The sequence below is a fragment of the Ruminococcus sp. YE282 genome (genome assembly GCA_900101355.1).
Lineage (GTDB): Bacteria > Bacillota > Clostridia > Oscillospirales > Acutalibacteraceae > Ruminococcoides > Ruminococcoides bromii_A.
The window spans coordinates 1-24,372 of record FMUV01000040.1 but is presented as its reverse complement, the minus strand read 5'-3'; the positions used below and the strand labels follow the sequence as shown (position 1 = coordinate 24,372).

The window sequence follows — 24,372 nt, the reverse complement described above, 5'->3', positions numbered from 1 at the left end:
TGTAATTTTTCGACTTATTGCTACACTCATCATTCGACGTTCTTTCGCTTTTCTCGTAGCCGAGCTCATCTGCAAGCTCACATTCCATAACCTCCTGAAGAATGTCCTTGAACATATTTTTCATTGCTGTCATAACTTCATCTGTTGAGGTGAATTTCTGACTTCATACAAATTCTCTCATCATTTCTGCCGGTACTTTTTCCATTAAAAAACTTCCTTTCAAGCTTTAATTTTTCTGTTTCCATTATTGCTTGAAAGGAAGTCTATTATTCACTTTTACACAAACTTTTCGGCGGTCTCGTTCAAAAAGAAAAACGGCTCCCCGGCTTAACTGCCCATGCCATCCACCCAATCAGCACCGGCAAGCTCGAAGGCTTCAACAACAAGATCAAGGTCGCTAAACGAATCGGCTACGGTTACCATGATGATGATTTCTTCTTTACGCTTGAATGAAAAAGTGAAGCTAAGGTAAAAACACGTTAGCGGTCAATTTCGCCCAAGCTGATTGAAATTTGAGCCAGTTTCGGCAATGCCAATGCCGAAACAGAGCATATTTTACTTAGTTTTGCAATCGTCAGGGTATAGCAAAGCTGACAGACCGCCTATCGATTTTGTCAAAGTGAAACCGACCTGCCTTTTCAAGCAATATAGCCGGTCACTGCCCGCAAAATCGTTAATTTACTTTGTTAATAATGTGGGATTGAGATTGACCTCATCAGAGGGAATCGTGTGTAACCCCAGCATTTTCAGAAAAAGCTTTACTTCCTTTCGATCTTCCGCTTCAAATGGAGATTTGCCCCCGAGCTTTTCCCGTCTGGTGCTGTTAATATGGTTCATCAGAAGCACCATATTGTCCTGTGTGTAAGGGTTAAAGCTTTTGCCCTTACGCAGAACATAGCGGATATATTCGTGGTTCTTTTCAAGCTGAGCCTTTTGCCAAGAAGCCTGCGGATCACAGTAAAATAAACGTGTCCTTCGCTCGCCCTGATCCGTCTTTTCAAGCTCCTGTGTGTACTTGAACTCGCTGCCGTTGTCAGTTAGAATAACCGGAAAAATTTTGCGGAAATTTTCCACCCCGACAAGGCTTGTCAGGTAGTCAAACTGTTCCACAACCGTTGCCGCCTTGCCGTCTCTCATCAGCATAATCAGCATCAGATTCGTCTTGCGAAACAGCAGTGTCAGCATCCGTTTTCCCTGCTCCCGGCATCCTTTAACCGTGTCCATCTCAACAACGTTAATTTCAGGGTGCTTCTCAATATATGTCACAAAATCAAGGTAGGTTCGCGTCTGTCTGAACTTCTGGTTTTGAAATGCCTCAGATTCTTCACGCTTCTTTTTTCTCTGCTTGTAAGAAACCTTCCTGCGCAAATCGAAGTTGTTGACCTTCAAACAACCCATGTCAATGTAACGGTACAAGGTGCGCGGTGAAACGTCGATTTCATCGCCGTGTTCCGCATAGATATGCGAAATCGGCTGTCCTTTGCGAATCAGTGGGGAAACAATTGAGTAAATGCGTTTCAGTTCATCCTTGTCTGCGTGGGTTTTCTTTCGCGCCTTGGAATAACGCTTTTTGGACATCGCGTCGGCTTGGTTCGCCATGTAGTAAAACCGGTCGCATTTGCAATTCCTGCGGCGGGAACATACATTGCAAACATACGGCGGCTTTTGGAGAACAGAGCAAGGGGAGTTGTCGTACTTGTTACAAAGCTCCTTGCAATTATAGTCAAAACACCAGACACATTTGCGTTTGCAATCAAAATTGCAGCAAAGATTCTTTTCCTCACATTCGTTGGCGAACCGACAGTCGTTTCCGTGCGGCTTAGATCCTTTGGCGGGAGTTCGGTTCATCCGAATTTCTTTAGAAACCGAAGCTCTCGATATACCTATTCTGCTGGCAATTTCGGTTAATGAAAGTCGTTGATAAATTCCGCTTTCGATAACGATTCTTTGTGATAAATTGATTCTGCTCATAATTACCTGCTTTCCGCAGGCAGTAACCATAACCATTCTACCACGCCGACCGTCAACCTTGACTGAACGCTGAGAAAAATGCTGAAAAGATTTTGAAGGCGACGGAAACTCGGAAATATCCAAACGTTTTCACCTTCAAAATGACGAGTGTAGCATTTTTCTCACCAACCCGTCAAGGTCAAGCCGCCTTAGGGCGGTGACTGCCTTGAAAGGCTCCGAAAATCTGGAAATATACAAATATATACCCTGCAATTTTGTCAAAGTGAGCTTTTGCTAACCGGGCAAAAATTTCGAAAAAATCGCAACTTCACTTTGTCAATTTAACATTTCTTCTTTACCTTGATTCACTATCTTTCTATTCCTTCTGTCCGTTCACCATCCCACAAAAAATCGTGATGAACCTGTTTATTATAATTTAGCGTTAAATAAATTTTACAGATAAAAATACAGACAGTTATCTAAGACAACTGCCTGTAAATATCATTGTATTTAAGTAATGAAACAATTATTTAATTTCTTTAATCCATCCTTCTGGTGCTTCAATCTTGCCCATCTGGATTCCTGTAAGAGTTTCATACAATTTCTTTGTAACAGGTCCCATTTCTTCCATACCGCTTGGGAAACAAATTTCTTTACCATGGTCGTTAATCTTGCCTACCGGTGAAATTACGGCTGCTGTACCGCAAAGACCGCATTCGGCAAAGTCTTTAACCTCATCAAAGTAAACTTCTCTTTGCTCAACCTCAAGACCAAGATAATGTTCAGCAACATACATAAGAGAACGTCTTGTAATTGAAGGAAGAATACTGTTTGACTTAGGAGTAACAACTTTATTGCCCTTTGTTACGAATAAGAAGTTTGCTCCGCCTGTTTCCTCAACCTTTGTGCGTGTAGCGGCATCAAGATACATATTCTCGTCAAAACCTTCTTGATGGGCAGTAACAATTGCATGAAGGCTCATTGCATAGTTAAGACCGGCTTTGATATGACCTGTTCCGTGCGGAGCAGCACGGTCAAAATCAGAAACCTTTATTGTAATCGGCTTTGCGCCACCCTTAAAATACGGTCCGACAGGAGTAGTGAAAACTCTAAACTGATATTCTTCGGCAGGTTTAACGCCGATAACAGCTGAAGAACCAAACATATACGGACGAATATATAAGGTTGCGCCTGTTCCGTAAGGAGGAACAAAAACAGAATTAGCCTTTACAACCTTGCAGATAGCATCAACAAACTTTTCTTTTGGAAAAACAGGCATCTCAAGACGTTTGCAGCTGTCTTCCATACGCTGAGCGTTAAGGTCAGGTCTGAATACAACAATTCTTCCGTCAGCCGTGGTGTATGCTTTCATACCCTCAAAACAAGTTTGAGCATATTGCAAAACACCTGCACATTCACTGATAGTAACAGTTGCGTCGGTGGTCATTACACCATCGTCCCATTTTCCGTCCTTATAGTTTGCGACAAATCTTTCACCGGTTTTCATATATCCAAAACCGATATTTGACCAGTCAATGTTTTGCTTTTCCATAATTATTTACTTCCTTTCAAGTTATGAACAACTAATTGTATATAATGTATTTTAGCACTGAAATGCAGGTTTTGTCAACGTCACTTGCATATTATTTGAAATTAAAATAACATAATTTAAAAAATAATAATATTATTAAAAAATAATAATATTATTCCAATAAGGAACAATATATAGAGCAATTGGTTATATAATACAAATATCGTTTTGATTGGATTGCAAATACAACTTTTGAGGTGTGTTATGTCTGAAGTGATGAAAGTTCTACTGACAGGATCGGCAGACAACATACAATGCGCTGCAAAAGCTGTTTGCACTTCGCTTCAATCAATGAGTATTAATGCTCTTTCAATTAACGGTGTATCGCTAATTGAAAGCAAGAACTTGAAAGATAAGTTCTTGCAGCAGATAAAAGATGAGGATATAAATTTAAGATTTCTTAAAAATTCCGATTCAGATAAATCTGTTTTAATTGTCTGCGGCGGATTGCTTGATATAAAATATAAATTAAGCGATACTGAATTTAGCGAAATATTGACTGCAAGCGGTGAAAGCGAAGATAAAATACGCAACTCATATGACGCCGTATTTTACCTCACATCTTCTGACAATTGCAGTAATATTGACAATTCTTTGCTTTCGTTATGGACAGGCGCGGAACATCTGCGTGTTATTAACGTTTCACATTCTTTTGAACGCCTATTGTGCGAAATGAATGCTGTACTGGGAATACCAAAGCCTGTTGAAATTGAGCGTAAATTTTTGATTGAATATCCTGATATTTCTTTGTTAACAGGTCTTGATACCTGCCGTAAAGTTCCTATTACTCAAGCGTACTTAAATACACCTGATGAGGGACAGTTTAGAATACGCAAGAGAGGCAGCGGAGAAGATTCTCTTTTTATTAAGACTGTTAAAGTGAAAATTTCAGATTTAAAACGAATTGAAATTGAAAACTATATATCTGAAAGCGAATATAACAATTATCTTTCTAATGTGAAGCATATAAGCGGAATAATTTCAAAAGACAGATATTGCATAGTGTCTGACGGACATTATTTTGAACTTGATGTTTATCCGTTTTTTACTGACCGTGCTACACTTGAAATTGAATTGTTGTCTGAAAGTGAAGAGTTTACTATTCCTAAGTTCGTTAAAGTGATACGTGATGTGTCGTGTGAACCTGAGTATCGCAATTTTGCGCTTGCTGCAAAATACGGAAAGACGAATTTGGTGTAAAAAATAAAAAAATAAAATATTTTAAAAAACTTTGTAAAAATCTATTGACAAATCAACATACTATGCTATAATATAAAGGCTGACTTATTCAAATAGATTGTAGTTCAGAAATGCGCCAATAGCTCAGCTGGATAGAGCAACTGCCTTCTAAGCAGTAGGTCAGGGGTTCGAGTCCCTTTTGGCGCGCCATATGGTGGGATTAGCGTAGTTGGTTAACGCGCCAGTTTGTGGCACTGGAGACCGACGGTTCGAATCCGTCATTCCACCCCATATGACTCATTAGCTCAGTTGGCAGAGCACTTGACTTTTAATCAAGGTGTCCGGAGTTCGAATCTCCGATGGGTCACCAAAAGCCGCACAAAAAAATCTTTTGTGCGGCTTTCTTTTTAAATAAAATATATTGGGCCGTCGCCAAGCGGTAAGGCAACGGACTTTGACTCCGTCACCCGTGGGTTCGAATCCCGCCGGCCCAGCCAAAAGCAAGTCGATTGACTTGCTTTTTTACTTATATTGTAAAGTCTTAATAATTTACAAAAATTTGCAGATAATAGTGGTGTCGTATTAACGGCGCCACTATTTTTATTTTAAGGGTGATATAAATGAAAAAACTGATATGCTCAATTTTTGCGGCAATAATGGTGCTTGCCGCATTAACAGGATGCGGCAACGCCGCAAAGGATGAGGCTTCTATGGTTTCAAATGTTGCGTCCGATACTGTAAGCGGTGCTGAAAAAATAGCTGACGATGCAGGTTCTGCTGCCTCTGATGCTGTTAACGGTACTGAAACAAATAACGGTACCGTGAGTGATGGTGACGGATTTATTGGTAATGAGGATGAGAATGAAACAAATTCAACTCAGCCATCTCAAGAAAACACAGCGCCTTCCGACACACTTGTCTGAATATTTATAAAAAGTGGTGGGATTTCCCACCACTTTTTTAAACCGCTTTTTCAAGTTCACGCTTGAGTTGCTTTATAATTTTCTTTTCTAATCGTGATATGTAAGACTGTGAAATTCCAAGTTTGTCGGCAACTTGCTTTTGTGTGTGTTCTTTTTTTCCGTTAAGTCCAAACCTCAGTTCCATAATGAGACATTCTCTGTCATTTAATTTTGAAACGGCACTTAACACAAGCCTTTTTTCAATTTCATTTTCAATATTATTGTTTACCGTATCAGGGTCACTGCCCAAAATGTCACATAATAAAAGTTCATTTCCGTCCCAGTCTGTGTTCAAAGGTTCGTCAATTGAAACTTCATTTTTTAGCTGAGACGATTTTCTTAAAAACATAAGTATTTCGTTTTCTATGCACCTCGAAGCATATGTAGCAAGCTTTATATTCTTTTCAGGTGAAAATGTATTTACCGCTTTAATAAGACCAATGGTTCCGATTGATATTAAGTCTTCTGCATTGGCACTGGGTGATTCAAACTTTTTGGCTATATAAACCACAAGTCTGAGGTTGTGAACAATAAGAGGCTCTCTTGCTTTTTCATCACCATCTGTTATTCTTCTCATTATTTTACATTCTTCATCCTTGGTTAGGGGAGGTGGAAGAGTCTCGTTTCCGTTTATATAAAAAATCTCGTTATTTGACAAAAATAGCATTTTAAGTCTGAGAAGTAACTTCATAACAATATCGCCTTTCGTTTTAATTATAGATTCTTAATGATTTCATATGGTATCAGTGCTCTTATATCTCCTTTCAAAATGTTTTCGCATATACCAATATATACGTCGTTTAATATTTCTGTTCTGTTAATTTTAATATAATCCGGTTTAAAGCCTTTTAAAATTCCGTTTCCGCCAAGACTTTCAAATGGAATTACTCTTTGCTTTGATTCATCGGGGCAAAGATTTTCAATCAATTTCTTTTCTACAATAATTACGTAATCACCCGAAAACGGTTCTTTTACATTACATCCTGTATCAACTTTTGCACAAAATGTAACTGTTTGCTTATTAAGAGATAATTCTACAATATATGCTTGAGTTCCGCATACACTTTTCGTCAACCTTTTTATCAATCTGAGAATATAATAACAGACAAGCGTAAGAATAATAAGTATAACGGGAGAAATATTAAAATAAACAACGTCGTTGTATATTTCCATTCCTTTTGGTCTGAATGTGGTATAAACAAAAACCATTATTCCACAAAATGAAAAAGAAATTGCAAAATATATTGCAACTCTTTTAAAGAAATTTTTAATATTTGTTCTTCCGAACGTAATAAAGATTATCACAGCGGCAAATAAAATGTCTGCTAAAATATTAATTCCGGGCGGAATTTGTGGAAGCAATGCCACAAGACTTGTGATTCCTCCGAAAATACTGCCCAAAATCATTCTGAAAAGTGGGGCTTTGATATGTAGAAATTTCTTTGAGCAGAGCAAAAGAAAAAAGTCAATAAAAATATTTACCGTTATCAATACATCTATATAAACAGTACGCACATAACTCACCACATATAGATTATTGCATAAGGTGGTAATAATAAATGTCAAAATATGTTTAGGAGGCAAAATTTAATGCTGATGGGAATTGTAATAGGAATGTTTATCGGTGCGTTTGTTGGGGTTAGCATTATGTGTCTTTTTTATTACAACAACGGTTGATTAAATAACTAATAAAAATAAAAGAACTCCCCAAAATCCACAGAGATTTTGGGGAGTTCTGTATGTTTGAAAATTAAATTAACCTTCATCGGAAGTTGAGCCAGTATCTTTTGTAAATGTAATTCCGTTAATAACAATCGAGTCGTCAGAAATGGTGTAATTTGCTTCCATTGTTGCTTCTTGAATTGTATAATAGGTTAATGTGATGGTTGAGTCGGTGTAGCTGTAAATACCGTCAAATTTAATTTGTTTGTTCTCTGTATATGTGGCTGTACCGTCTTTATTAAACTCAAAGCTCAGGTTATAAAGACCATCGTCATATGTCCATTTACCGATAAGAGCTTCATTCGGAGTAAAGTCACCGTCACGCTTAATTTCAGGTGCTGTGTACTTTCCTGATTTTAACTCAAACTTAGTATCTGTACTTGAAGTATTGGCTAATGTGAGAGTGCGACCTGTAAATATATTACCCGAAACTTCCATATTGAATGTTCCGTTTATTACGCTTGGAACATACATAGTAAGTATTTTGTTGTTGCTTTCTTCGTCATTAGAAATACTGTAAGTACCTATATAGCTGATTGTTCCGACTGTGACAGTTAACTCGCCGTCATCGTTGAATGTAAAGTAATTAAGAATTTTTGTACTGTCAGCTTCGTCTTCTGTTGATTCCGAAGATTGTAAATCCTGTTCAAAGATCCAAGTTCCGGGCAAGCTTGTGTCAAAAAAGCCTTTGAAAATAAAAAATCCGAGGGCTACTGCAAGCACAAGGGCTGCTGCAATAATAATAGGAAGTTGAATAAACGGCTTTTTCTTTACAACAGTTGGGTTTGCCGCTGTTTCAAGAGCCGTATCGGCAGCTTCACCTGCATTTTTTAATTGCGGTTTTGATAACGAATCATCAAAAGTATCTAAATCATAACTGCTATCTGTGTTTTGTCCTGCTTCTGAGTCAGAGGTCTGATTTTCTGTTTTTGTATCTGCGTCGGAATCAGCTTTTGTTTCAACTTCCTGCTCGGGAGTTGAAAAATCTTTATTGTCGTCCAACTGTGATACCTCCTTAATTTATAAAATAACATATCTATAATACTATATTTTATTTGACAAATCAACTGTTTTTTATTTGTATCATTATGTTCATTTATTATATAGCAAAAATATATTACAGTTTTGTAACAACTCCATTGTCAAAAATTAATAGTAGTGATATAATAAAATTCAATGAAAATACGCTTTGAGAGGATGAATATAAATGATAAGGTCTATGACCGGGTTTGGCAGATGCGAAACCGTTATTGACGGAAGAGAAATTACCGTTGAAATCAAGAGCGTAAACCATCGCTATTTTGAATTTTCCTGCCGTACGCCAAGAGGCTATGGATTTCTTGATGATAAACTTAAGAGCTATGTGAATTCTCTTGTTTCAAGAGGAAAAATTGATATGTTTGTCACAATCGGGGCAAGCGAAGACACACCGTCTGAGGTTACTGTTAATCATCCGCTGGTGTCCGGATATCTTGACGCTATGCATGAAATAGGAGAGACTTATAATGTAGAAGATGATGTTACGGTAGTGTCACTTTCTCGCTTTCCTGACGTGTTTACTGTTCATAAAGCCGCAGAGGATGAAGAAAAAATTACTGCCGATGTTCTTTCGGCGACAAAAATTGCCCTTGATTCCTTTATTTCTATGAGAGAAACCGAGGGAGACAAGATGAAAGCCGATATTCTCGGCAGAGCAAAAACAATTTTGTCTATTGTAGGAGAGATTGAGGAACGTTCGCCTCAGACTGTTTCTGAATATGAGGGCAGACTTCGTGAACGTATTCAACAAACCCTTGACAGCTATAATGTTGAAATTGACGAACAGAGAGTATTGACAGAAGTCGCTATCTTTGCTGATAAAATTGCTGTTGCAGAAGAGACAGTAAGACTTCGCAGCCATTTTGAACAACTTGAGAAATTTCTTGAATATGATGAACCGGTAGGACGTAAAATTGATTTTATAATTCAGGAAATGAACCGCGAAGCAAATACAATCGGTTCTAAGGTGCAGGATGCAAAGCTTGCCCATAAAGTTGTTGATATTAAAAGCGAAATTGAAAAGATTAGAGAACAGGTTCAGAACATAGAATAAGGTGAATTTATGAAGCTGATTAATATAGGATTCGGAAACCTTGTAAGTTCAGATAAACTTGTGTCTATTGTGGCTCCGGATTCCGCACCTGTAAAAAGAATTGTGCAGGAGGCAAAGTCAAACGGAATGTTGATTGACGCAACTTGCGGTCGTAAATGCAAGTCCGTATTGATTACTGACAGTAATCACGTTATTTTGTCAGCCGTATCAAGCGAGGCTATACAAAACAGAACTGAGGAAGGAAACGGTGAACATAATGAACAATAACAAACGGGGTAAACTTGTACTGTATACAGGTTGTTCGGGTGTTGGCAAAGGAACTATTCTTGAAAAAATCAGGGAGCGTGACCCAAATGTTTGGGTTTCCGTATCTAATACAACACGCGGAAAACGTGAGGGTGAGATTGACGGCGTTCATTATGTTTTTGTTACCAAGGAACAGTTTGAAAATTTGATAAAAGAGAACGGTTTTCTTGAGTATGCCAAGTATTGTGACAACTATTACGGCACTCCAAAGAAACCTGTTGAAGATATGCTTGCAGACGGACGTACGGTAATACTTGAAATAGAGGTTAAAGGCGGACTCCAAATTATGGAAAAATATCCGGATGTTGTCAGCATTTTTATACTGCCGCCGTCTCTTGATGAACTTGAAAAGCGACTCAGAAATCGTGGCACAGAAGACGAGGAAACTATCCGAAAGCGCCTTTCTGAAGCTAAGCATGAGCTTGGATTCAAGGATAGATACAGCTATAATGTAGTCAACGACAATATTGACGAAGCCGTTGATGAAATTATAAATATAATCAACAAAGACGCCTAAAAGTAAACGGTCTAACCGTATCTTAATTTAATAATTTATGAGGAGAATTGTTATGCACAGAGTAAATGTTGATGAATTATTTGAGGGAAAGCAAAGTAAATATGCGCTTGTAGTAGGGGTAGCAAAAAGAGCAAGACAAATCACTCAAACCTTTGAGGAAGAAAAAATTGTTACAGAAGATAAGCCTGTTTTACTTGCAATTGATGAAATTAAAAATCATGAGCTCAATCTTTTAGAGCCTGACGAAGATGAGCTTTGATGCAATAGCAAAAATTGCTGTTGAAAATACTGTTTTTTCATTTGATAAGGAATTTTCCTATATAATCCCAAAAACTTTGTCAGAAGCCTGCAAACCCGGCTTAAGAGTTCTTGTTCCTTTTGGAAGAGGAAATCGCAAAAGGCAGGGGATTATAACTTCAATATCAAAGCAAAGCACAGACGGATTAAAAAATATTATTAGGGTTATTGACAGCGAACCTGTTTTGACAGATGATATGCTCAAAATTGCCTTTTTTCTAAAGGAGCATTATTTTTGTACGCTGTATGAAGCGGTGAAAACTATGCTTCCGGCAGGAATTAATTATCGTGTTACAACGGTTTACGGTGCAAATATATTGTCGCCGAGTCAGGAAGATTCTTTTGATGAAGAAAAGCGAAAAATATATGATTACTTGCTTTCACGGCGAAAACCTGTAAAAGCGGAAAATTTGCTTGATGTTTTTGGATTTTCTGATGTCTCAATTTTTGACAATATGGTGAATGACGGTATTCTTTATAAGTCTGACGAAGCTTTTCGCAAGGTAAACGATGCTGTCACCAAAATGATAGCAGTAAATCCCGACGTCGATACCGCTTCTTTAAAACTCACACCCAAACAGAGTGAAGTGTTTGATTTAATTGCAATGACAGGTGGCGTTTCTGTTAAGGAAGTTCGCTACTTTACCGGAGTTTCGCCGTCTGTTATTGATTCGCTTTGCAAAAAAGGTGCGGTTCATTTATATGATGAAGAAGTTTTTAGAATTGATAAAAGAGCTTCTGATGAATCGTTGACACCGATTATTTTATCTGATGAACAACAAAAAGCATGCAATGATTTATACGATTTATACCTTGATGAAAAACCACATGTCAGTTTGCTTTACGGAGTAACAGGCTCTGGCAAGACAAGTGTGTTTATTAAACTGATTGAAAAGGTAATTGACGAGAATAATGGCATTATAGTTATGGTGCCTGAAATATCGTTGACGCCGCAATTTGTATCTTTATTTTCAAAGCGTTTCGGTGACAAGATTGCTGTTTTTCACAGTGCTTTATCGCTTGGTGAACGCCTTGATGAATATAAGCGAGTTAAAAAAGGACTTGCAAAAATCGCAATTGGTACAAGAAGCGCTGTTTTTGCTCCGTTTGACAATGTAGGCTTAATTATTATGGACGAGGAACAGGAGTACAGCTATAAATCTGAAAGTTCACCTCGTTATCATGCCCGTGAAGTTGCAAAATTCAGATGTGCACAGAATAATGCACTGCTTGTTCTCAGTTCTGCCACGCCCAGTGTGGAGACCTATTATTACGCCAAAAACGGACGATATTCAATTAATACATTGTCCAACCGCTACGGTTCTGCTGTTTTGCCTGAAGTAATAACGGCAGATATGAATGTTGAACTTCAAAACGGAAATACAACAGGTTTTTCCGAGGTCTTGTTACAAAATCTTGAGTATAACCTTGAACACGGCAGACAATCAATCTTGCTTTTAAACAGGCGAGGTCATAATACATTTGTTACGTGCCGTACCTGCGGCGAACCGCTAACCTGTCCGCATTGTTCAATATCGCTGACATATCATAGCCGCAACAACAGACTTATGTGTCATTATTGCGGTTATTCTATTCCGTTTACAGACGAATGTCCAACCTGCCACAGCAAATCTTTACATTTTGGCGGCACAGGCACCCAGAAAGCCGAAACAGATATTGCCCAAATTTTTCCTAATGCAAGAATACTGAGAATGGATACCGACGCGGCTTCATCGAAGTCATCGTACGAAAAAATGATTTCGTCGTTTTCTAACGGTGATTACGATATACTTGTGGGTACTCAAATGGTTGCAAAGGGGCTAAATTTTCCTAATGTAACGCTTGTTGGTGTACTTAATGCGGATATGATGCTGTATGCTGATGATTATCGCAGCTATGAAAGGACTTTTTCTCTATTAACACAGGTTGTGGGCCGTTCAGGCAGAGGAAAAGAAAAGGGGATGGCTGTTATTCAGTCCTATACACCCGATAATCTTATAATTTCAATGGCTGCCAAGCAGGATTATGACGCATTTTACAATACCGAGATTAATATGCGTAAAGCTATGTTATATCCGCCGTTTGCGGATATTTGTCTTATCGGATTTGTCGGCGACAATCAAAATCAAACCCTGAATACCGCAACAGCCTTTTTGCAGGAGTTTGTCACTGTTGCCAAAAGTGAATATCCGAAAATGCCGCTGCGTATTCTCGGTCCTTCTCCTGCGCTTGTGGTAAAAGTAAGCAATAAATTCAGATATAAATTAATTATAAAATGTAAAAATAATAATGAATTCAGAAAACTGCTTTCAACTTTACTTGTTAAATTCGGAAGCAGTAAAGAGCACGGAAATGTTACGACATATGCCGATATGAATGCGCTAATTTGTTAAAAAGGAAGTTTTTTATGGCTATAAGAAATATTGTTAAAGACGGCGACAGCATTTTAAACAAGAAATGCAGACCGGTAGAAAAATTTGATTCCAAACTTGCAGATTTGCTTGATGATATGGCTGAAACCATGCACCTTGCAAACGGCGTTGGCCTTGCCGCACCACAGGTTGGAATCCTCAGACGAATTGTTGTAATTGATGTCGGAGACGGTGTTATTGAATTAATAAACCCCCAGATTATTGCATTCAGCGGTGAGCAAGAGGGCGTTGAGGGATGTCTTTCTTTTCCAGGCGAATGGGGAATAACCAAGAGACCTCAATACGTAAAGGTTAAAGCTTTTGACAGAAACGGAAATGAGTTTACTAAGGATGGCAAAGATTTACTTGCAAAGGCTTTTTGCCACGAAATAGACCATCTTAACGGAATTGTGTTTAAGCAGGTCGCAGAACGTATGTTAACGCCAAAAGAAATTGAACATATGAATGATTAATTTTACTGCGCTTATTTTCTCTAAAAAGTGAATTTTATACTATAATTGAAAATATTTTGAGGAATAATATGAATATTGTATTTATGGGTACCCCGGATTTTGCCGTGCCGGCTCTTAAGGCAATTGCAAATTCAAATCATACTGTCAGCGGTGTTTTTACACAACCTGATAAGCCGAGAGGAAGAAAAATGATAATGACTCCTCCTGACGTTAAGGTGTGCGCTGAAGAATTTAATATTCCTGTTTTTCAGCCCAAGTCTATGAAATCTCAGGAAGCTTTGCAGATTTTAACAGATTTAAAGCCGGACGTTGTTGTTGTTGCGGCTTACGGTCAAATTTTGCCGCAAGCTGTGCTTGATGTTCCAAGATTCGGCTGTATTAACATTCACGGTTCTCTTTTGCCCAAATACAGGGGTGCTTCACCGATTCAGGAGGCGGTTTTAAACGGAGATAAGATTACCGGAGTTACAACAATGCTTATGAATGCAGGACTTGATACCGGTGATATTCTTCTTTCTGTTAAAACCGAAATAGGTGAAAACGAAACCTCAGGAGAGCTTTTTGACAGACTTGCTCAATTAGGCGGAGAGTTGATACTGAAAACACTTGATGTGGTTGAAAACGGTACTGCTGAACCCAAAAAGCAAGATGACAGCTTTGCAACGCATACTTCCAAAATTGACAAATCACTTTGTCCGATTGATTTCAGCAAGCCGTCATTTGAAGTCCACAATAAAATCAGAGGATTAAATCCTTGGCCTATTGCCACAGCAAAACTTTGCGGAAAGAACGTTAAAATTTTTTCTTCAAAGTTGTCTGAGTTAAGCGGCGCAATCGGCACTGTTTTAAGTGTAAAGCCTCTTGTTATAGGCTGCGGAGAAAAATCTGTTGAAATTTTGGAGCTCCAGCCTGAGGGCAAAAAACGTATGTCTGCATCGGCTTTTGCCGCAGGTCATAAAATTTCGATAGGTGATACTGTACAGTAATTAAAAGGAGAATAATATGCCATATTTTTACGGTTTTGATATAACTTATCTTGTTCTTATTGTTCCGTGTATAATTTTATCGTTAATATGTCAGATTAACGTGTCATCTTCATTTTCCAAGTATTCTAAAATTCAAAATTCCCGTCATATGACAGGCGCTCAGGCGGCTGAATATGTGCTAAGACAAAACGGAGTGACCGGAGTAAGAATTGAGCGGGTTCAGGGCAACCTTACCGACCATTTTGACCCTCGCTCAAATGTGATTAGGTTATCGGATAATGTATACAACAGCACATCTGTTGCTGCGTTCGGTGTTGCCGCCCACGAGGCAGGTCATGCAGTTCAGCATGCAGAAAATTATTTGCCAAATAAAATTCGCGCTTTTATTCTTCCATTTGCAAATATAGGTTCTAAAGCAAGTTGGATGCTGATAATACTTGGCTTGGTATTTACAACAAAAATCGGATATACACTGCTTTATATGGGAATTGTATTGTTTGCATTTTCTGTTTTGTTTACGGTAGCCACACTTCCTGTTGAGTTTAATGCTTCTAATCGAGCTCTGCAATGTATAAAAAGCACAAACTTGCTTTCAGGCGAAGAGTATGACGGTGCAAAACGCACGCTTCAGGCTGCCGCAATGACATATGTAGCGGCTACATTAACAGCAATAATGCAGCTTGTCAGGTTATTGGTCATTGCAAACCGTAAGAAATAAAATTAAGATAGATTTTGGAGATATTTATGCCTAATTCAAGAAATATTGCACTAAAGGTATTGCTGAAAATTGAACAGGATAATGCTTATTCTAATCTTGCACTGAATTATGCTATTAAGGAAAACAAGTTAAATTCTCTTGACAGTTCATTTGTTTCCGCCTTAGTGTATGGTGTTCTTGAAAAGCAACTTACGCTTGATTATATAATTAAACAATATTCTAAAATTCCTTTAAGGAAAATTGAATTAAAAACAAAGATAATTTTGCGCATGGGAATCCTTCAACTGATTTTCATGGATAAAATTCCTGAAAGCGCAGCTGTAAATGAAAGTGTAAATTTAGCTAAAAAACATAAGCTTCAAAAGTCCGCCGGCTTCATCAACGGAATTTTACGTTCCGTTACAAGAGCTGAGGTCAAGTATACACTTCCTGACAGCAGTGATAAAATATACTTTTATTCAATAAAATATTCTGTACCGCAAGAACTTGTAAGATTATGGCTTAATTCTTACGGAGAAAATAATACAGAGAAACTTTTGCAGTCGCTTTGCGGCAGACCGAAACTTTGCATCAGGGTAAATACTTTAAAAACAAATACCAATTTGTTACAAGAGAGTTTTGCGGATTGCAATATAAAATCAACTGTTGTTCCGTTTATGCCTGATGCGCTTTATCTTGAAAATACCGGTTCTATTGAACACATTAAGTCGTATAAAGACGGTCTGTTTCACGTACAGGATTTATCATCGCAATTATGTGTGAAATACCTTGACCCAAAACCTCGCAACGTTATGTTTGATGTGTGTTCGGCGCCGGGCGGAAAATCATTTACCGCAGCTCAGCTTATGCAGGATAAGGGAAAAATTTTTGCTTTTGATTTGTATGATGCAAAACTTAATCTTACCAGAAACGGAGCTAAAAGATTGGGCATCAGTTCAATTGTTGCATCAAAACGAGATGCTGCAAATTCCTCTGTTCAGCTGCCTATGGCAGACAGAATACTGTGCGATGTGCCTTGCAGCGGCTTGGGAGTTCTTTCTCGCAAGCCTGAAATCAGATACAAAGAAAACCTGATTTCAGAAGATTTACCGCAATTGCAGTATAAAATTCTCTGTAACAGTGCAAAAAATCTCGCTGTCGGCGGAAGATTGGTATATTCGACCTGCACTTTAAATCCGAAAGAAAATAATAGCAATGTATCACGCTTTCTTGAGGAGCATCCTGATTTTTGCGGAGTTGATATTAAATTACCGAGTGAAATTACACGATCATTTGATGAGCAACCTTATGAAATTAGCCTTATGCCGCACACAGCGGGAACTGACGGCTTTTATTTTGCTGTTTTGGAAAGGAAGTTTTGATTTTTGACTGATATAAAATCAATGTCCTTGCAGGAATTGACTGAATTTATAGTAAAAAACGACTTTCCTAAGTTCAGAGCAAAACAAATATTCGGTTGGCTTAACAAAAATGTAATTTCTTTTGATGAGATGAGCAATATTCCGACAAATTTACGGCTTTTTTTAGAGTCAAGTTGTTACATTTCTGTTGCAAATATTGAAAAAAGGCTTGTTTCAAGGTATGATAATACGGTAAAGTACCTTTTTTCATTTAATGACGGCGAATGTGTGGAAGCTGTTGTGATGACTTATAAATACGGGCACTCAATATGTATTTCCACGCAGGTTGGTTGTAAAATGGGGTGCACTTTTTGTGCAACAGGAAAAAGTGGATTTTCACGCAATCTGACTGCGGGCGAAATGCTTGCTCAAATTGAAGCGGCGCAGAGGGACTTGAATGTTCGCATTTCTAATATCGTTCTTATGGGTATGGGTGAGCCGCTTGATAACTTTGAAAATGTAGTTAAGTTTATTCAGCTTGCGTCTTCCGATGAAGGACTGAACATTGGTGCAAGACATATAACGCTTTCGACTTGCGGAATCGTTCCTAAAATTTACGAACTCGCCGATTACCGCTTTGGAATTACGCTTTCTGTTTCGCTTCATGCTCCAAACGACCAAATTCGCAGACGTACTATGCCAATTGCCCGAAAGTATTCAATTGACGAACTTTTACAGGCTTGTAAAGATTATTTTAAGACGACAGGGCGAAGAGTGTCTTTTGAATACTCAATGATTAGCGGAGTAAACGACAGTGATGCAAATGCTCGCGAACTTGCAAACCGACTGTTGGGTATGAATTGTCACGTCAATTTAATTCCGGTGAATACAGTAGAGGGCACCGGATATTTAAAAAGTAATATAAAAAGACAGCAGTCTTTTATAAATATTCTTGCCGAAAATAATATTGCGGCAACAGTCAGGCGGACTCTCGGGAGTGATATTAATGCTTCGTGCGGTCAGCTGAGACGAAAACATTTTAACGAAGGAGGTAAATAACTTGGAAGTATTCAGCAAAAGTGACATTGGACTTGTCAGAACGCAGAATCAGGATGATTGTCGCTTCGGAGTTATTTCTCCCAGCTGTGTTTGGGCTGTGGTTTGTGACGGAATGGGCGGAGCAAACGGTGGTAATATTGCAAGTGCAACCGCCGTTGAGTATATAAGTACAAAAATTGTGGATTTATATAAAGAGGATATGACCAAAGAGCAGATTTCTGAACTTATGGTTGAAATTGTTGCAAATGCTAACGTAAAGATTTTTGAACTTGCCGCACATGACCCTGAACTTGCAGGGATGGGAACTACATGTGAATTTGTGTTTGTAAAAGACACGACAGTTCACGTCGTTCATGTCGGTGACAGCCGTACTTACGCAATTCGCGGCGGAAAAATCAAACAACTTACCGAAGACCATTCGGTTGTTCAGGAAATGGTTAGGAGAGGCGAGCTTACTTATGAGCAGGCTCAGAATCACCCAAACAAGAATTTTATTACAAGAGCACTCGGCATAAAGCCTAATGTGCGGTTGGATTACATAGAAGCAAACTTTATCTATGGAGATCTTCTTCTTATTTGTACCGACGGACTTTCTAACAGTGTTACAACAGGCGATATGGTGAAAATTTGCCATGAAAATCGTGGTGACGGACTTATCAATAAGCTTGTTGACCTTGCAAAAGGAAACGGCGGTAATGATAATATAACCGCTACGGTTATATATTGATTTAGGGAGTGATATTTTGGATAAATATATCGGCAAACGACTTGACGGCAGGTATGAAATACATGAGCTTATCGGCGTTGGCGGCATGGCGAATGTTTATCGCTGTACTGATACTGTTGATGACCGTGAAGTTGCCATAAAAATATTAAAGGACGAGTATCTTAATAACGAAGAATTTATCCGTCGCTTTAAAAACGAATCTAAAGCAATTGCGATGCTTTCTCACCCTAATATTGTTAAGGTTTATGATGTTAGCTTTGGCGATATGATTCAGTATATTGTAATGGAATATATCGATGGTATTACACTTAAAGAATATATTGACCAACAGGGAATAATCGAATGGAAAGACGCTTTGCATTTGACTACCCAGGTGCTTAAGGCACTTCAGCACGCCCATGAGTGCGGTATTGTTCACAGGGATATTAAGCCTCAGAATATTATGCTGTTGCAGGACGGTACAATTAAGGTTACCGATTTTGGCATTGCAAGATTTTCTGATAAAGCTACAAGGACAATGACCGAACAGGCGATAGGTTCGGTTCATTACATTGCTCCGGAGCAGGCAAGAGGCGATGTGACCGACGGTAAGACAGATATTTATTCGGTTGGCGTAATGTTATACGAAATGCTGACAGGTAAGTTGCCTTTTGACAGCGACAGTGCAGTTTCTGTTGCGCTTATGCAGCTTCAGTCTACACCAAAGCGTCCTCGTGAAATCAATCCCGGTATTCCTATCGGTCTTGAACAAATAACATTAAAGGCTATGCAGAAACAGCCATCAGACAGATATGCTTCTGCGGCTGAAATGCTGAGTGATATTGAACGTTTTAGACTTAATCCGTCAATCGTATTTGATTATGGGTCTTCATTTGTGGATAATCAGCCCACAAAATTTGTTACTTTTTTAAAGGATGCAAAAAACAATAACTCATACGATGATTCTTTTAATGAAAATAAAGAGGATAGTTCAGATTATTACTTTGATGATAACGAGGACGAACATGAGGCTAAACAGCACAAACCATCCTATTACGCAATCAAAGGCGTTTTAATTTCCGCATTGTTTGTGTGTGCTGTATTTTTTGTTATTGCGCTTGTGAGGGGATGCAGTTCAACACAGTCAAAGGATGTTGAAGTTCCTGATTTTGTCGGAAAAACTCTTGTTGAAGTTAAGGAAAATAATGAAGATAACTTCCAGTTTGAAATCAACAGCAAATATGATGATTCAAAAGATATGGGCATCATACTTGACCAAGAACCTGCTGCAGGCTCAATGAAGGTTAAAACTGGTTCAACAATTAAGCTTACCGTAAACGGTACAGATACCGAGGTTTCGGTTCCGTTTGTTACTAATTACAGTGAGAGTGAATCATTACAGGCTTTAAAGGATAAAAGCCTTGTTCCTCAGGTAGTTTATGTTGAAAATACAAAAACTCCTAAGGGATATGTTATTGATACTTTCCCAAAAGCCGGTGCTAAGACCACAATTGGTTCTGATGTTTATATCTATGTGGCAAACGGTGCAAGAAGTACTCAGGTTACAATTCCGTCCGTTGAAGGTCAGAATTTATCAGAGGCAAGATCCGCACTGAACGAGCTTGGCTTAACGGTTGAAACAGTATATGATGACGACAGTAAAGAAGCTAAAGATACTGTAATTTGCTCTTCTCCGCTGCCATATGGTAAAGTTGATGAAGGCACTGTTGTAACATTGACGGTAAGTTCAGGAAAAGGAGACAAAAAGACAGTTGATGTGTTTGTTGACCTTCCTGCAGATGTTTCTGATTCTGTCTCAATGACTGTAATTATTGACGGTGTACTTGACAGCCAATATTCTAAGACTTTGGTGCCAAAGTACAATAAAACCTATACTCTTCAAATAACTGGTTCCGGTACCTCTAATGTAGTGGTACAGCTTGACGGAGAAGCTTACAGAGAATATACGATTGATTTTGCAACCGGTTCGGTAACGAATACGGTTAATCATGAATATAATTATCCGACGACGGCTCCTATTGTTCCGTCTACTCAGCCTCCGACTCAGCCGGATATAATTCATACAGAACCACCGACAACCGAACCTGTCACGGATGATTTTAATATTTTTGGTTGAATAATATGAGAACAATTGAAGGAATAATCACCAAATTAATAGGCGGATTTTACTATGTTTGCTGCGGTGAAGATATTTATGAATGTAAAGCACGGGGAAGTTTTCGCAAAAGCGGAAACTCTCCCGTTGTTGGCGACAAAGTATTGATTTCTGTTCCTGAAGATGGATATTCCGTAATAGAAAAGATATATCCGAGAAAAAATAAACTCAAAAGACCTGCGCTTGCAAATATCGACACACTTGTTATAGTCTGTTCAACTGTAAGTCCACAGCCAAATTATGAGATAATTGATAAAATGACTGCGGTTGCCGTTAACAACAATATGACTCCCGTTGTTGTTGTTTCAAAAAATGACATTGAAAACGGAAAAAAAATTGCAGATATTTACAGGCATTCGGGTATTGATACTTTTCTGTGTTCACCGAATGATGTTGATGAGATTAACCGATTGCATGAATATCTAAAGAACCGTGTTACGGCATTTACCGGCAACAGTGGAGTAGGTAAGTCAACTCTGCTAAATTCTTTGTTTCCAAATTTGGACTTAGCAACTTCCCATACAAGTCAGAAACTCGGCAGGGGCAGACATACAACCCGTGTGGTTGAGTTGTTCAGAATTGACGATTGTTTTGTTGCAGATACTCCGGGCTTTTCAACTGTTGATTTACAAAGATACGAAATGATTGATAAAGACAGATTGCAGTATTGTTTTCCTGAATTTGAAAAATATATTGGAGAATGTCAATTTACTTCGTGCTCTCATACTTGCGAAAAGGGATGCAGAATTTTGCAAGCCCTTAACGATGGTGATATAGAGCCTTCCCGTCATAAAAGTTATGTATCTATGTATAATGAAGTTAAAGACATTAAATCTTGGCAGATAAAGTAATAATGGTATTTGAAAGCAGGCTTTAGTGATGCGTTGTGTAATTATATCCGGTTCTCCTGATACGGATATTAGTTTTATAAAACAGATTGTGAAATCTAATGATTATGTAATTTGTGCGGATCAAGGCTACCATTTTGCAAAAGAAGCAAACATAAAACCTGATTTGATTATCGGTGACTTTGATTCCTGTCCTGATAAAATACCGAATGACGGTGAAATAATAAGGCTTGTCCCTGAAAAAGACGACTCTGACACAGCGCATTGTGTAGAAGTTGCCCTGAGCAGGGGCTTTGATGATATTATACTATTGGGGGCAGTTGGCGGCAGAACCGATCATACGTTGGCGAATCTTTCAATATTGCTATATATAGCCAACAAAGGTGCAAAGGGGATATTACTTTCCGAAAATGAAAAAATAATGCTTTTGCAAAAAGGAAAGCACAGCTTTTCAAATCTTAACGGCAAGACTTTTTCGCTCTTTCCGTTTGGCTGCGAAAAGGTATGTGTTTCCTATTCAGGCGTTAAGTATATGCTTAATCATCAGTTTATATTCAGCGAAACCTCTTCGCTTGGTTTATCTAATATTTTTACATCGGATGAATCAGAAATTAATATTCTCGACGGAGATGCATTATTAATAATTAATTCTAAAATTTAAAGATTTTGAATATACTTTTTTAATATGCACTTTTTACTTTTAATAGTAAAAATTATTACTATGGGGGTATAGCTCAGCTGGGAGAGTGTTTGACTGGCAGTCAAAAGGTCACGGGTTCGAGCCCCGTTATCTCCACCATTTGTAATATTACATCACATTGCATTTATAGTGCCATTTATATGACTTTAATTATTTTGTGATAATAAACTTGTGCTACTTTATTATTATAACAAAAATGTAATTATAATGACACTTATAAATCTTGAAAAGAATAATAATATTGTGGTATAATTCTCTGTGACAATTATTATAGAACATTATTATTAAAGATTATTATTAAATTAATTGGAGTTGAAAAACAGTATGTCATTGTGTATGGGTTGTATGCAGGAGATTGGCAATAACATTATTTGCCCCGAATGCGGTTTTGACAATTCTGAAAAACAACAAACTCCGTTTTTACCCTATGGCACCGTGCTTGCCAATAGATATATTATTGGTGCAGGTATTGATACTAATGGTGAAAGCACTCGTTATCTTGGTTTTGATAAGCAAACAGGTAACGTTGTAACAGTTTGTGAATTCCTTCCGGTTGGGCTTTTTAGCCGTGATGAGAATACAACTGAAGTAAAGGTGAGTTATGAAGACCGTCTTAATTACGGTAAACTTAAAGATGATTTTATAAATTATTATCGTATTCTTTCGGACCTCAGAGAACTTTCAGCCTTAATGAATATTCACAATATTTTTGAGGAAAACAATACAGTCTATGTTGTTGAAGAAAATGAAGATTTAATACCTTTTGAAGAGTATGTTGAGAGAAGCAACGGCAGTCTCGAATGGGATATTGCACGCCCGTTGTTTATGCCCGTTATTTCAGCACTTGAAGCCTTGCATAAACGCGGTATAGGTCATTATGCAATTGCTCCTAAAAATATGTATATCACTTCATCAGGCAAAATTAAAATTTCGGGTTTTGCCACTGAAAATGAGCGCAAACGCGGAACTCCGCTAAAATCTCAACTCTTCTCCGGTGCTGCTGCTCCTGAACAATACCTAACAAATTTTCCGCTTGATGATATTACCGATATTTACGGCTTTTGTGCCACCTTGTTTTATGCACTCACAGGTCATTTGCCAAAAAGTGCTCCCGAACGCAAGCAAGACAGCAGACTTTTAATGAGCACAAACACTGTAAAGCATCTTCCTCCTCATGTGGTTTCCGCACTTGCAAACGGATTGCAGGTTGAACGAGAAAACAGAATAACTGATTTTGACCAACTTCGTTCTCAGCTTTCTGTTGCTCATACTGCAAAGGCTATTCAGGATGAAATTTCTCGTACCGCAAGTATGAATCTTCCGGAGGACACTTCAAATTCAAAGTCACGCAACGGAATGTCTCATATTTCTATTGTTATTATTGCGGCTTCCATAACTGTTCTTGTTCTTGGTATTATCGGTACATTTTGGGTAATGCAAAATCCGCTTGCGGGAATGTTTGGTGATACTTCAAGTACCGTTGAATCCACTCAAAGTACTGAATGGACAGGACCGACGATTCCAAACTATTTGGGTATGACTTATGAGGAAGCTTCAAAAGCGGCTGAAAGTGATTCAAGCATAACTTTGTACAGGAATTATACAGATGAATACAGTGATGAGTATGAAGAAGGAAAAATAATGTCTCAAAGCCCTGCGGCGGGTTCAAAACTCACTCAGGAAGACGGAATTTTAATAAGTGTAACCGTTAGTAAAGGTTCTCAGATGCGTGAGTTGCCGAAAATTGAGGGTTCAAGTATTGAACAAGCTGCATCAGATATTGCCGAAAAAGGCCTGCTTGCCACACCTGAATATCAATACAGTGATAAATATGCCGAAGGCAGAGTGGTAGGTTATAAAGACCACCAAGCAGGTGATACGGTTGAGTACGGTTCAAATGTTACGGTTATTATAAGCAAAGGTCAAAAGCAAAGCGAATCATCTTCGGTAGGTTAAAGTTAGACTGAGAGGATAGTCATTGTGCACAGGTCCGTAAAAAACGGACAATAGAAAAAACAGACCCCCTATGGTAGAATAAAATAAACTACCATAGGGGGATTTTGTATGCCAAGAGAATATCGACATATACAACAATATGAAAAAGAAATAATAGAGCTTTGGGAACAAGGAAAGACATTAAGAGAAATTGCAGAAAAATTTGGATTTAGCAAAAATCAAGTACAGGAATTTAAAACAAGATATAACCGTAAGCAAAGGAAACTTGCATCGGGTATAGTAATTAAACCCAAAGGTAGACCACGAAAAGATGGAACTTCTCTACCGCCATCAATACAACAATTAAGCAAGTTGTCTCAGATGCAATACGAAATTGCAAGAAA

At 38.2% G+C, this 24,372-nt stretch carries 23 protein-coding genes, 5 tRNA genes and 2 pseudogenes; 24 read left to right on the top strand and 6 right to left on the bottom strand.

Features of this window, described 5'->3' with window-relative positions; genetic code table 11:
• Positions 1–205 (bottom strand): annotated as a pseudogene (locus BLP46_RS13580) (IS256 family transposase); the annotation flags it as partial.
• 131 nt (positions 206–336) lie between these two features.
• Here BLP46_RS13580 and BLP46_RS10815 point away from each other — a divergent pair.
• A pseudogene (locus BLP46_RS10815) lies at positions 337–453 on the top strand (transposase); the annotation flags it as partial.
• A gap of 225 nt (positions 454–678) precedes the next feature.
• On the opposite strand, the gene BLP46_RS10810 reads toward BLP46_RS10815, so the two are convergent.
• On the bottom strand, positions 679–2,094 hold the full coding sequence (locus BLP46_RS10810; RefSeq protein WP_143000488.1) for an IS30 family transposase: 1,416 nt from the start codon (positions 2,092–2,094) through the stop codon (positions 679–681).
• A 382-nt stretch (positions 2,095–2,476) separates the two neighbouring features.
• Positions 2,477–3,502, bottom strand: coding sequence for a branched-chain amino acid aminotransferase (locus tag BLP46_RS10805; RefSeq protein ID WP_092978872.1), 1,026 nt, complete (start codon positions 3,500–3,502; stop codon positions 2,477–2,479).
• Positions 3,503–3,745: 243 nt separating this feature from the next.
• Here BLP46_RS10805 and BLP46_RS10800 point away from each other — a divergent pair, with 243 nt between their 5' ends.
• From BLP46_RS10800 to BLP46_RS10775, 6 genes are all read left to right on the top strand, one after another.
• The gene (locus tag BLP46_RS10800; RefSeq protein ID WP_092978870.1) at positions 3,746–4,741 is read left to right on the top strand and encodes a CYTH domain-containing protein; all 996 of its coding nucleotides are present in this window, start codon (positions 3,746–3,748) and stop codon (positions 4,739–4,741) included.
• Positions 4,742–4,853: 112 nt separating this feature from the next.
• Positions 4,854–4,930: transfer RNA gene (locus BLP46_RS10795), tRNA-Arg, on the top strand.
• Positions 4,931–4,934: 4 nt separating this feature from the next.
• Positions 4,935–5,011 (top strand) — tRNA-His (locus BLP46_RS10790).
• A 3-nt stretch (positions 5,012–5,014) separates the two neighbouring features.
• A tRNA-Lys gene (locus BLP46_RS10785) sits at positions 5,015–5,090 on the top strand.
• Between the two features lie 52 nt (positions 5,091–5,142).
• Positions 5,143–5,217: transfer RNA gene (locus BLP46_RS10780), tRNA-Gln, on the top strand.
• A gap of 123 nt (positions 5,218–5,340) precedes the next feature.
• Complete coding sequence (locus BLP46_RS10775; protein WP_092978868.1) at positions 5,341–5,643, top strand: hypothetical protein; 303 nt, start codon at positions 5,341–5,343, stop codon at positions 5,641–5,643.
• A gap of 37 nt (positions 5,644–5,680) precedes the next feature.
• Here BLP46_RS10775 and sigE read toward each other — a convergent pair whose 3' ends face one another.
• The 3 genes from sigE to BLP46_RS10760 form a co-directional block, all read right to left on the bottom strand.
• On the bottom strand, positions 5,681–6,373 hold the full coding sequence (gene sigE / locus BLP46_RS10770) for an RNA polymerase sporulation sigma factor SigE (protein WP_092978867.1): 693 nt from the start codon (positions 6,371–6,373) through the stop codon (positions 5,681–5,683).
• A gap of 23 nt (positions 6,374–6,396) precedes the next feature.
• On the bottom strand, positions 6,397–7,197 hold the full coding sequence (locus tag BLP46_RS10765; protein ID WP_167669255.1) for a sigma-E processing peptidase SpoIIGA: 801 nt from the start codon (positions 7,195–7,197) through the stop codon (positions 6,397–6,399).
• A gap of 240 nt (positions 7,198–7,437) precedes the next feature.
• Positions 7,438–8,406 (bottom strand): hypothetical protein, encoded by a 969-nt coding sequence (locus BLP46_RS10760; RefSeq protein ID WP_092978864.1) that lies wholly within the window; start codon positions 8,404–8,406, stop codon positions 7,438–7,440.
• Between the two features lie 205 nt (positions 8,407–8,611).
• Here BLP46_RS10760 and BLP46_RS10755 point away from each other — a divergent pair, with 205 nt between their 5' ends.
• From BLP46_RS10755 to BLP46_RS10675, 17 genes are all read left to right on the top strand, one after another.
• Positions 8,612–9,496, top strand: a complete 885-nt coding sequence (locus BLP46_RS10755) for a YicC/YloC family endoribonuclease (protein ID WP_092978863.1) — start codon at positions 8,612–8,614, stop codon at positions 9,494–9,496.
• 9 nt (positions 9,497–9,505) lie between these two features.
• On the top strand, positions 9,506–9,763 hold the full coding sequence (locus BLP46_RS10750) for a DUF370 domain-containing protein (RefSeq protein ID WP_092978861.1): 258 nt from the start codon (positions 9,506–9,508) through the stop codon (positions 9,761–9,763).
• Positions 9,753–10,319 (top strand): guanylate kinase, encoded by a 567-nt coding sequence (gmk, locus tag BLP46_RS10745; protein WP_092978860.1) that lies wholly within the window; start codon positions 9,753–9,755, stop codon positions 10,317–10,319. Before BLP46_RS10750 ends, gmk begins: the two co-directional genes overlap by 11 nt.
• A gap of 52 nt (positions 10,320–10,371) precedes the next feature.
• Complete coding sequence (gene rpoZ, locus BLP46_RS10740; protein WP_092978859.1) at positions 10,372–10,578, top strand: DNA-directed RNA polymerase subunit omega; 207 nt, start codon at positions 10,372–10,374, stop codon at positions 10,576–10,578.
• Positions 10,568–13,009, top strand: a complete 2,442-nt coding sequence (priA, locus tag BLP46_RS10735) for a replication restart helicase PriA (protein WP_092978858.1) — start codon at positions 10,568–10,570, stop codon at positions 13,007–13,009. Before rpoZ ends, priA begins: the two co-directional genes overlap by 11 nt.
• 14 nt (positions 13,010–13,023) lie before the next feature.
• Positions 13,024–13,500, top strand: coding sequence for a peptide deformylase (gene def, locus BLP46_RS10730; RefSeq protein WP_092978857.1), 477 nt, complete (start codon positions 13,024–13,026; stop codon positions 13,498–13,500).
• A 68-nt stretch (positions 13,501–13,568) separates the two neighbouring features.
• Positions 13,569–14,486, top strand: coding sequence for a methionyl-tRNA formyltransferase (gene fmt / locus BLP46_RS10725; protein ID WP_092978855.1), 918 nt, complete (start codon positions 13,569–13,571; stop codon positions 14,484–14,486).
• A 16-nt stretch (positions 14,487–14,502) separates the two neighbouring features.
• Positions 14,503–15,204, top strand: coding sequence for a zinc metallopeptidase (locus BLP46_RS10720; protein WP_092978854.1), 702 nt, complete (start codon positions 14,503–14,505; stop codon positions 15,202–15,204).
• A 26-nt stretch (positions 15,205–15,230) separates the two neighbouring features.
• Complete coding sequence (gene rsmB, locus BLP46_RS10715) at positions 15,231–16,565, top strand: 16S rRNA (cytosine(967)-C(5))-methyltransferase RsmB (protein WP_092978853.1); 1,335 nt, start codon at positions 15,231–15,233, stop codon at positions 16,563–16,565.
• 3 nt (positions 16,566–16,568) lie between these two features.
• Positions 16,569–17,603: a dual-specificity RNA methyltransferase RlmN gene (rlmN, locus tag BLP46_RS10710; RefSeq protein WP_502685994.1), complete on the top strand. Its 1,035-nt coding sequence runs from the start codon at positions 16,569–16,571 to the stop codon at positions 17,601–17,603.
• A 1-nt stretch (position 17,604) separates the two neighbouring features.
• Positions 17,605–18,330: a Stp1/IreP family PP2C-type Ser/Thr phosphatase gene (locus BLP46_RS10705; RefSeq protein WP_167669254.1), complete on the top strand. Its 726-nt coding sequence runs from the start codon at positions 17,605–17,607 to the stop codon at positions 18,328–18,330.
• Positions 18,331–18,346: 16 nt separating this feature from the next.
• On the top strand, positions 18,347–20,446 hold the full coding sequence (gene pknB, locus BLP46_RS10700; protein WP_092978850.1) for a Stk1 family PASTA domain-containing Ser/Thr kinase: 2,100 nt from the start codon (positions 18,347–18,349) through the stop codon (positions 20,444–20,446).
• Positions 20,447–20,451: 5 nt separating this feature from the next.
• On the top strand, positions 20,452–21,336 hold the full coding sequence (rsgA, locus tag BLP46_RS10695; RefSeq protein WP_092978849.1) for a ribosome small subunit-dependent GTPase A: 885 nt from the start codon (positions 20,452–20,454) through the stop codon (positions 21,334–21,336).
• Between the two features lie 28 nt (positions 21,337–21,364).
• Positions 21,365–21,994, top strand: a complete 630-nt coding sequence (locus BLP46_RS10690) for a thiamine diphosphokinase (protein ID WP_092978847.1) — start codon at positions 21,365–21,367, stop codon at positions 21,992–21,994.
• A gap of 62 nt (positions 21,995–22,056) precedes the next feature.
• Positions 22,057–22,132 (top strand) — tRNA-Ala (locus tag BLP46_RS10685).
• A gap of 225 nt (positions 22,133–22,357) precedes the next feature.
• On the top strand, positions 22,358–23,989 hold the full coding sequence (locus BLP46_RS10680) for a PASTA domain-containing protein (protein ID WP_092978846.1): 1,632 nt from the start codon (positions 22,358–22,360) through the stop codon (positions 23,987–23,989).
• A gap of 108 nt (positions 23,990–24,097) precedes the next feature.
• Positions 24,098–24,372, top strand: a 275-nt coding sequence (locus BLP46_RS10675; RefSeq protein ID WP_092978845.1) for a helix-turn-helix domain-containing protein, incomplete at its 3' end; no start/stop codon positions are given.

Excerpts from the sequence above, each read along its gene's own strand:
- BLP46_RS10805 (WP_092978872.1), bottom strand. The coding sequence starts at position 3,502 with ATGGAAAAGCAAAACATTGACTGGTCAAATATCGGTTTTGGATATATG.
- BLP46_RS10800 (WP_092978870.1), top strand. The coding sequence starts at position 3,746 with ATGTCTGAAGTGATGAAAGTTCTACTGACAGGATCGGCAGACAACATA.
- BLP46_RS10775 (WP_092978868.1), top strand. The coding sequence starts at position 5,341 with ATGAAAAAACTGATATGCTCAATTTTTGCGGCAATAATGGTGCTTGCC.
- sigE (WP_092978867.1), bottom strand. The coding sequence starts at position 6,373 with ATGAAGTTACTTCTCAGACTTAAAATGCTATTTTTGTCAAATAACGAG.
- BLP46_RS10755 (WP_092978863.1), top strand. The coding sequence starts at position 8,612 with ATGATAAGGTCTATGACCGGGTTTGGCAGATGCGAAACCGTTATTGAC.
- BLP46_RS10750 (WP_092978861.1), top strand. The coding sequence starts at position 9,506 with ATGAAGCTGATTAATATAGGATTCGGAAACCTTGTAAGTTCAGATAAA.
- gmk (WP_092978860.1), top strand. The coding sequence starts at position 9,753 with ATGAACAATAACAAACGGGGTAAACTTGTACTGTATACAGGTTGTTCG.
- rpoZ (WP_092978859.1), top strand. The coding sequence starts at position 10,372 with ATGCACAGAGTAAATGTTGATGAATTATTTGAGGGAAAGCAAAGTAAA.
- priA (WP_092978858.1), top strand. The coding sequence starts at position 10,568 with ATGAGCTTTGATGCAATAGCAAAAATTGCTGTTGAAAATACTGTTTTT.
- def (WP_092978857.1), top strand. The coding sequence starts at position 13,024 with ATGGCTATAAGAAATATTGTTAAAGACGGCGACAGCATTTTAAACAAG.
- fmt (WP_092978855.1), top strand. The coding sequence starts at position 13,569 with ATGAATATTGTATTTATGGGTACCCCGGATTTTGCCGTGCCGGCTCTT.
- BLP46_RS10720 (WP_092978854.1), top strand. The coding sequence starts at position 14,503 with ATGCCATATTTTTACGGTTTTGATATAACTTATCTTGTTCTTATTGTT.
- rsmB (WP_092978853.1), top strand. The coding sequence starts at position 15,231 with ATGCCTAATTCAAGAAATATTGCACTAAAGGTATTGCTGAAAATTGAA.
- rsgA (WP_092978849.1), top strand. The coding sequence starts at position 20,452 with ATGAGAACAATTGAAGGAATAATCACCAAATTAATAGGCGGATTTTAC.
- BLP46_RS10690 (WP_092978847.1), top strand. The coding sequence starts at position 21,365 with ATGCGTTGTGTAATTATATCCGGTTCTCCTGATACGGATATTAGTTTT.
- BLP46_RS10680 (WP_092978846.1), top strand. The coding sequence starts at position 22,358 with ATGTCATTGTGTATGGGTTGTATGCAGGAGATTGGCAATAACATTATT.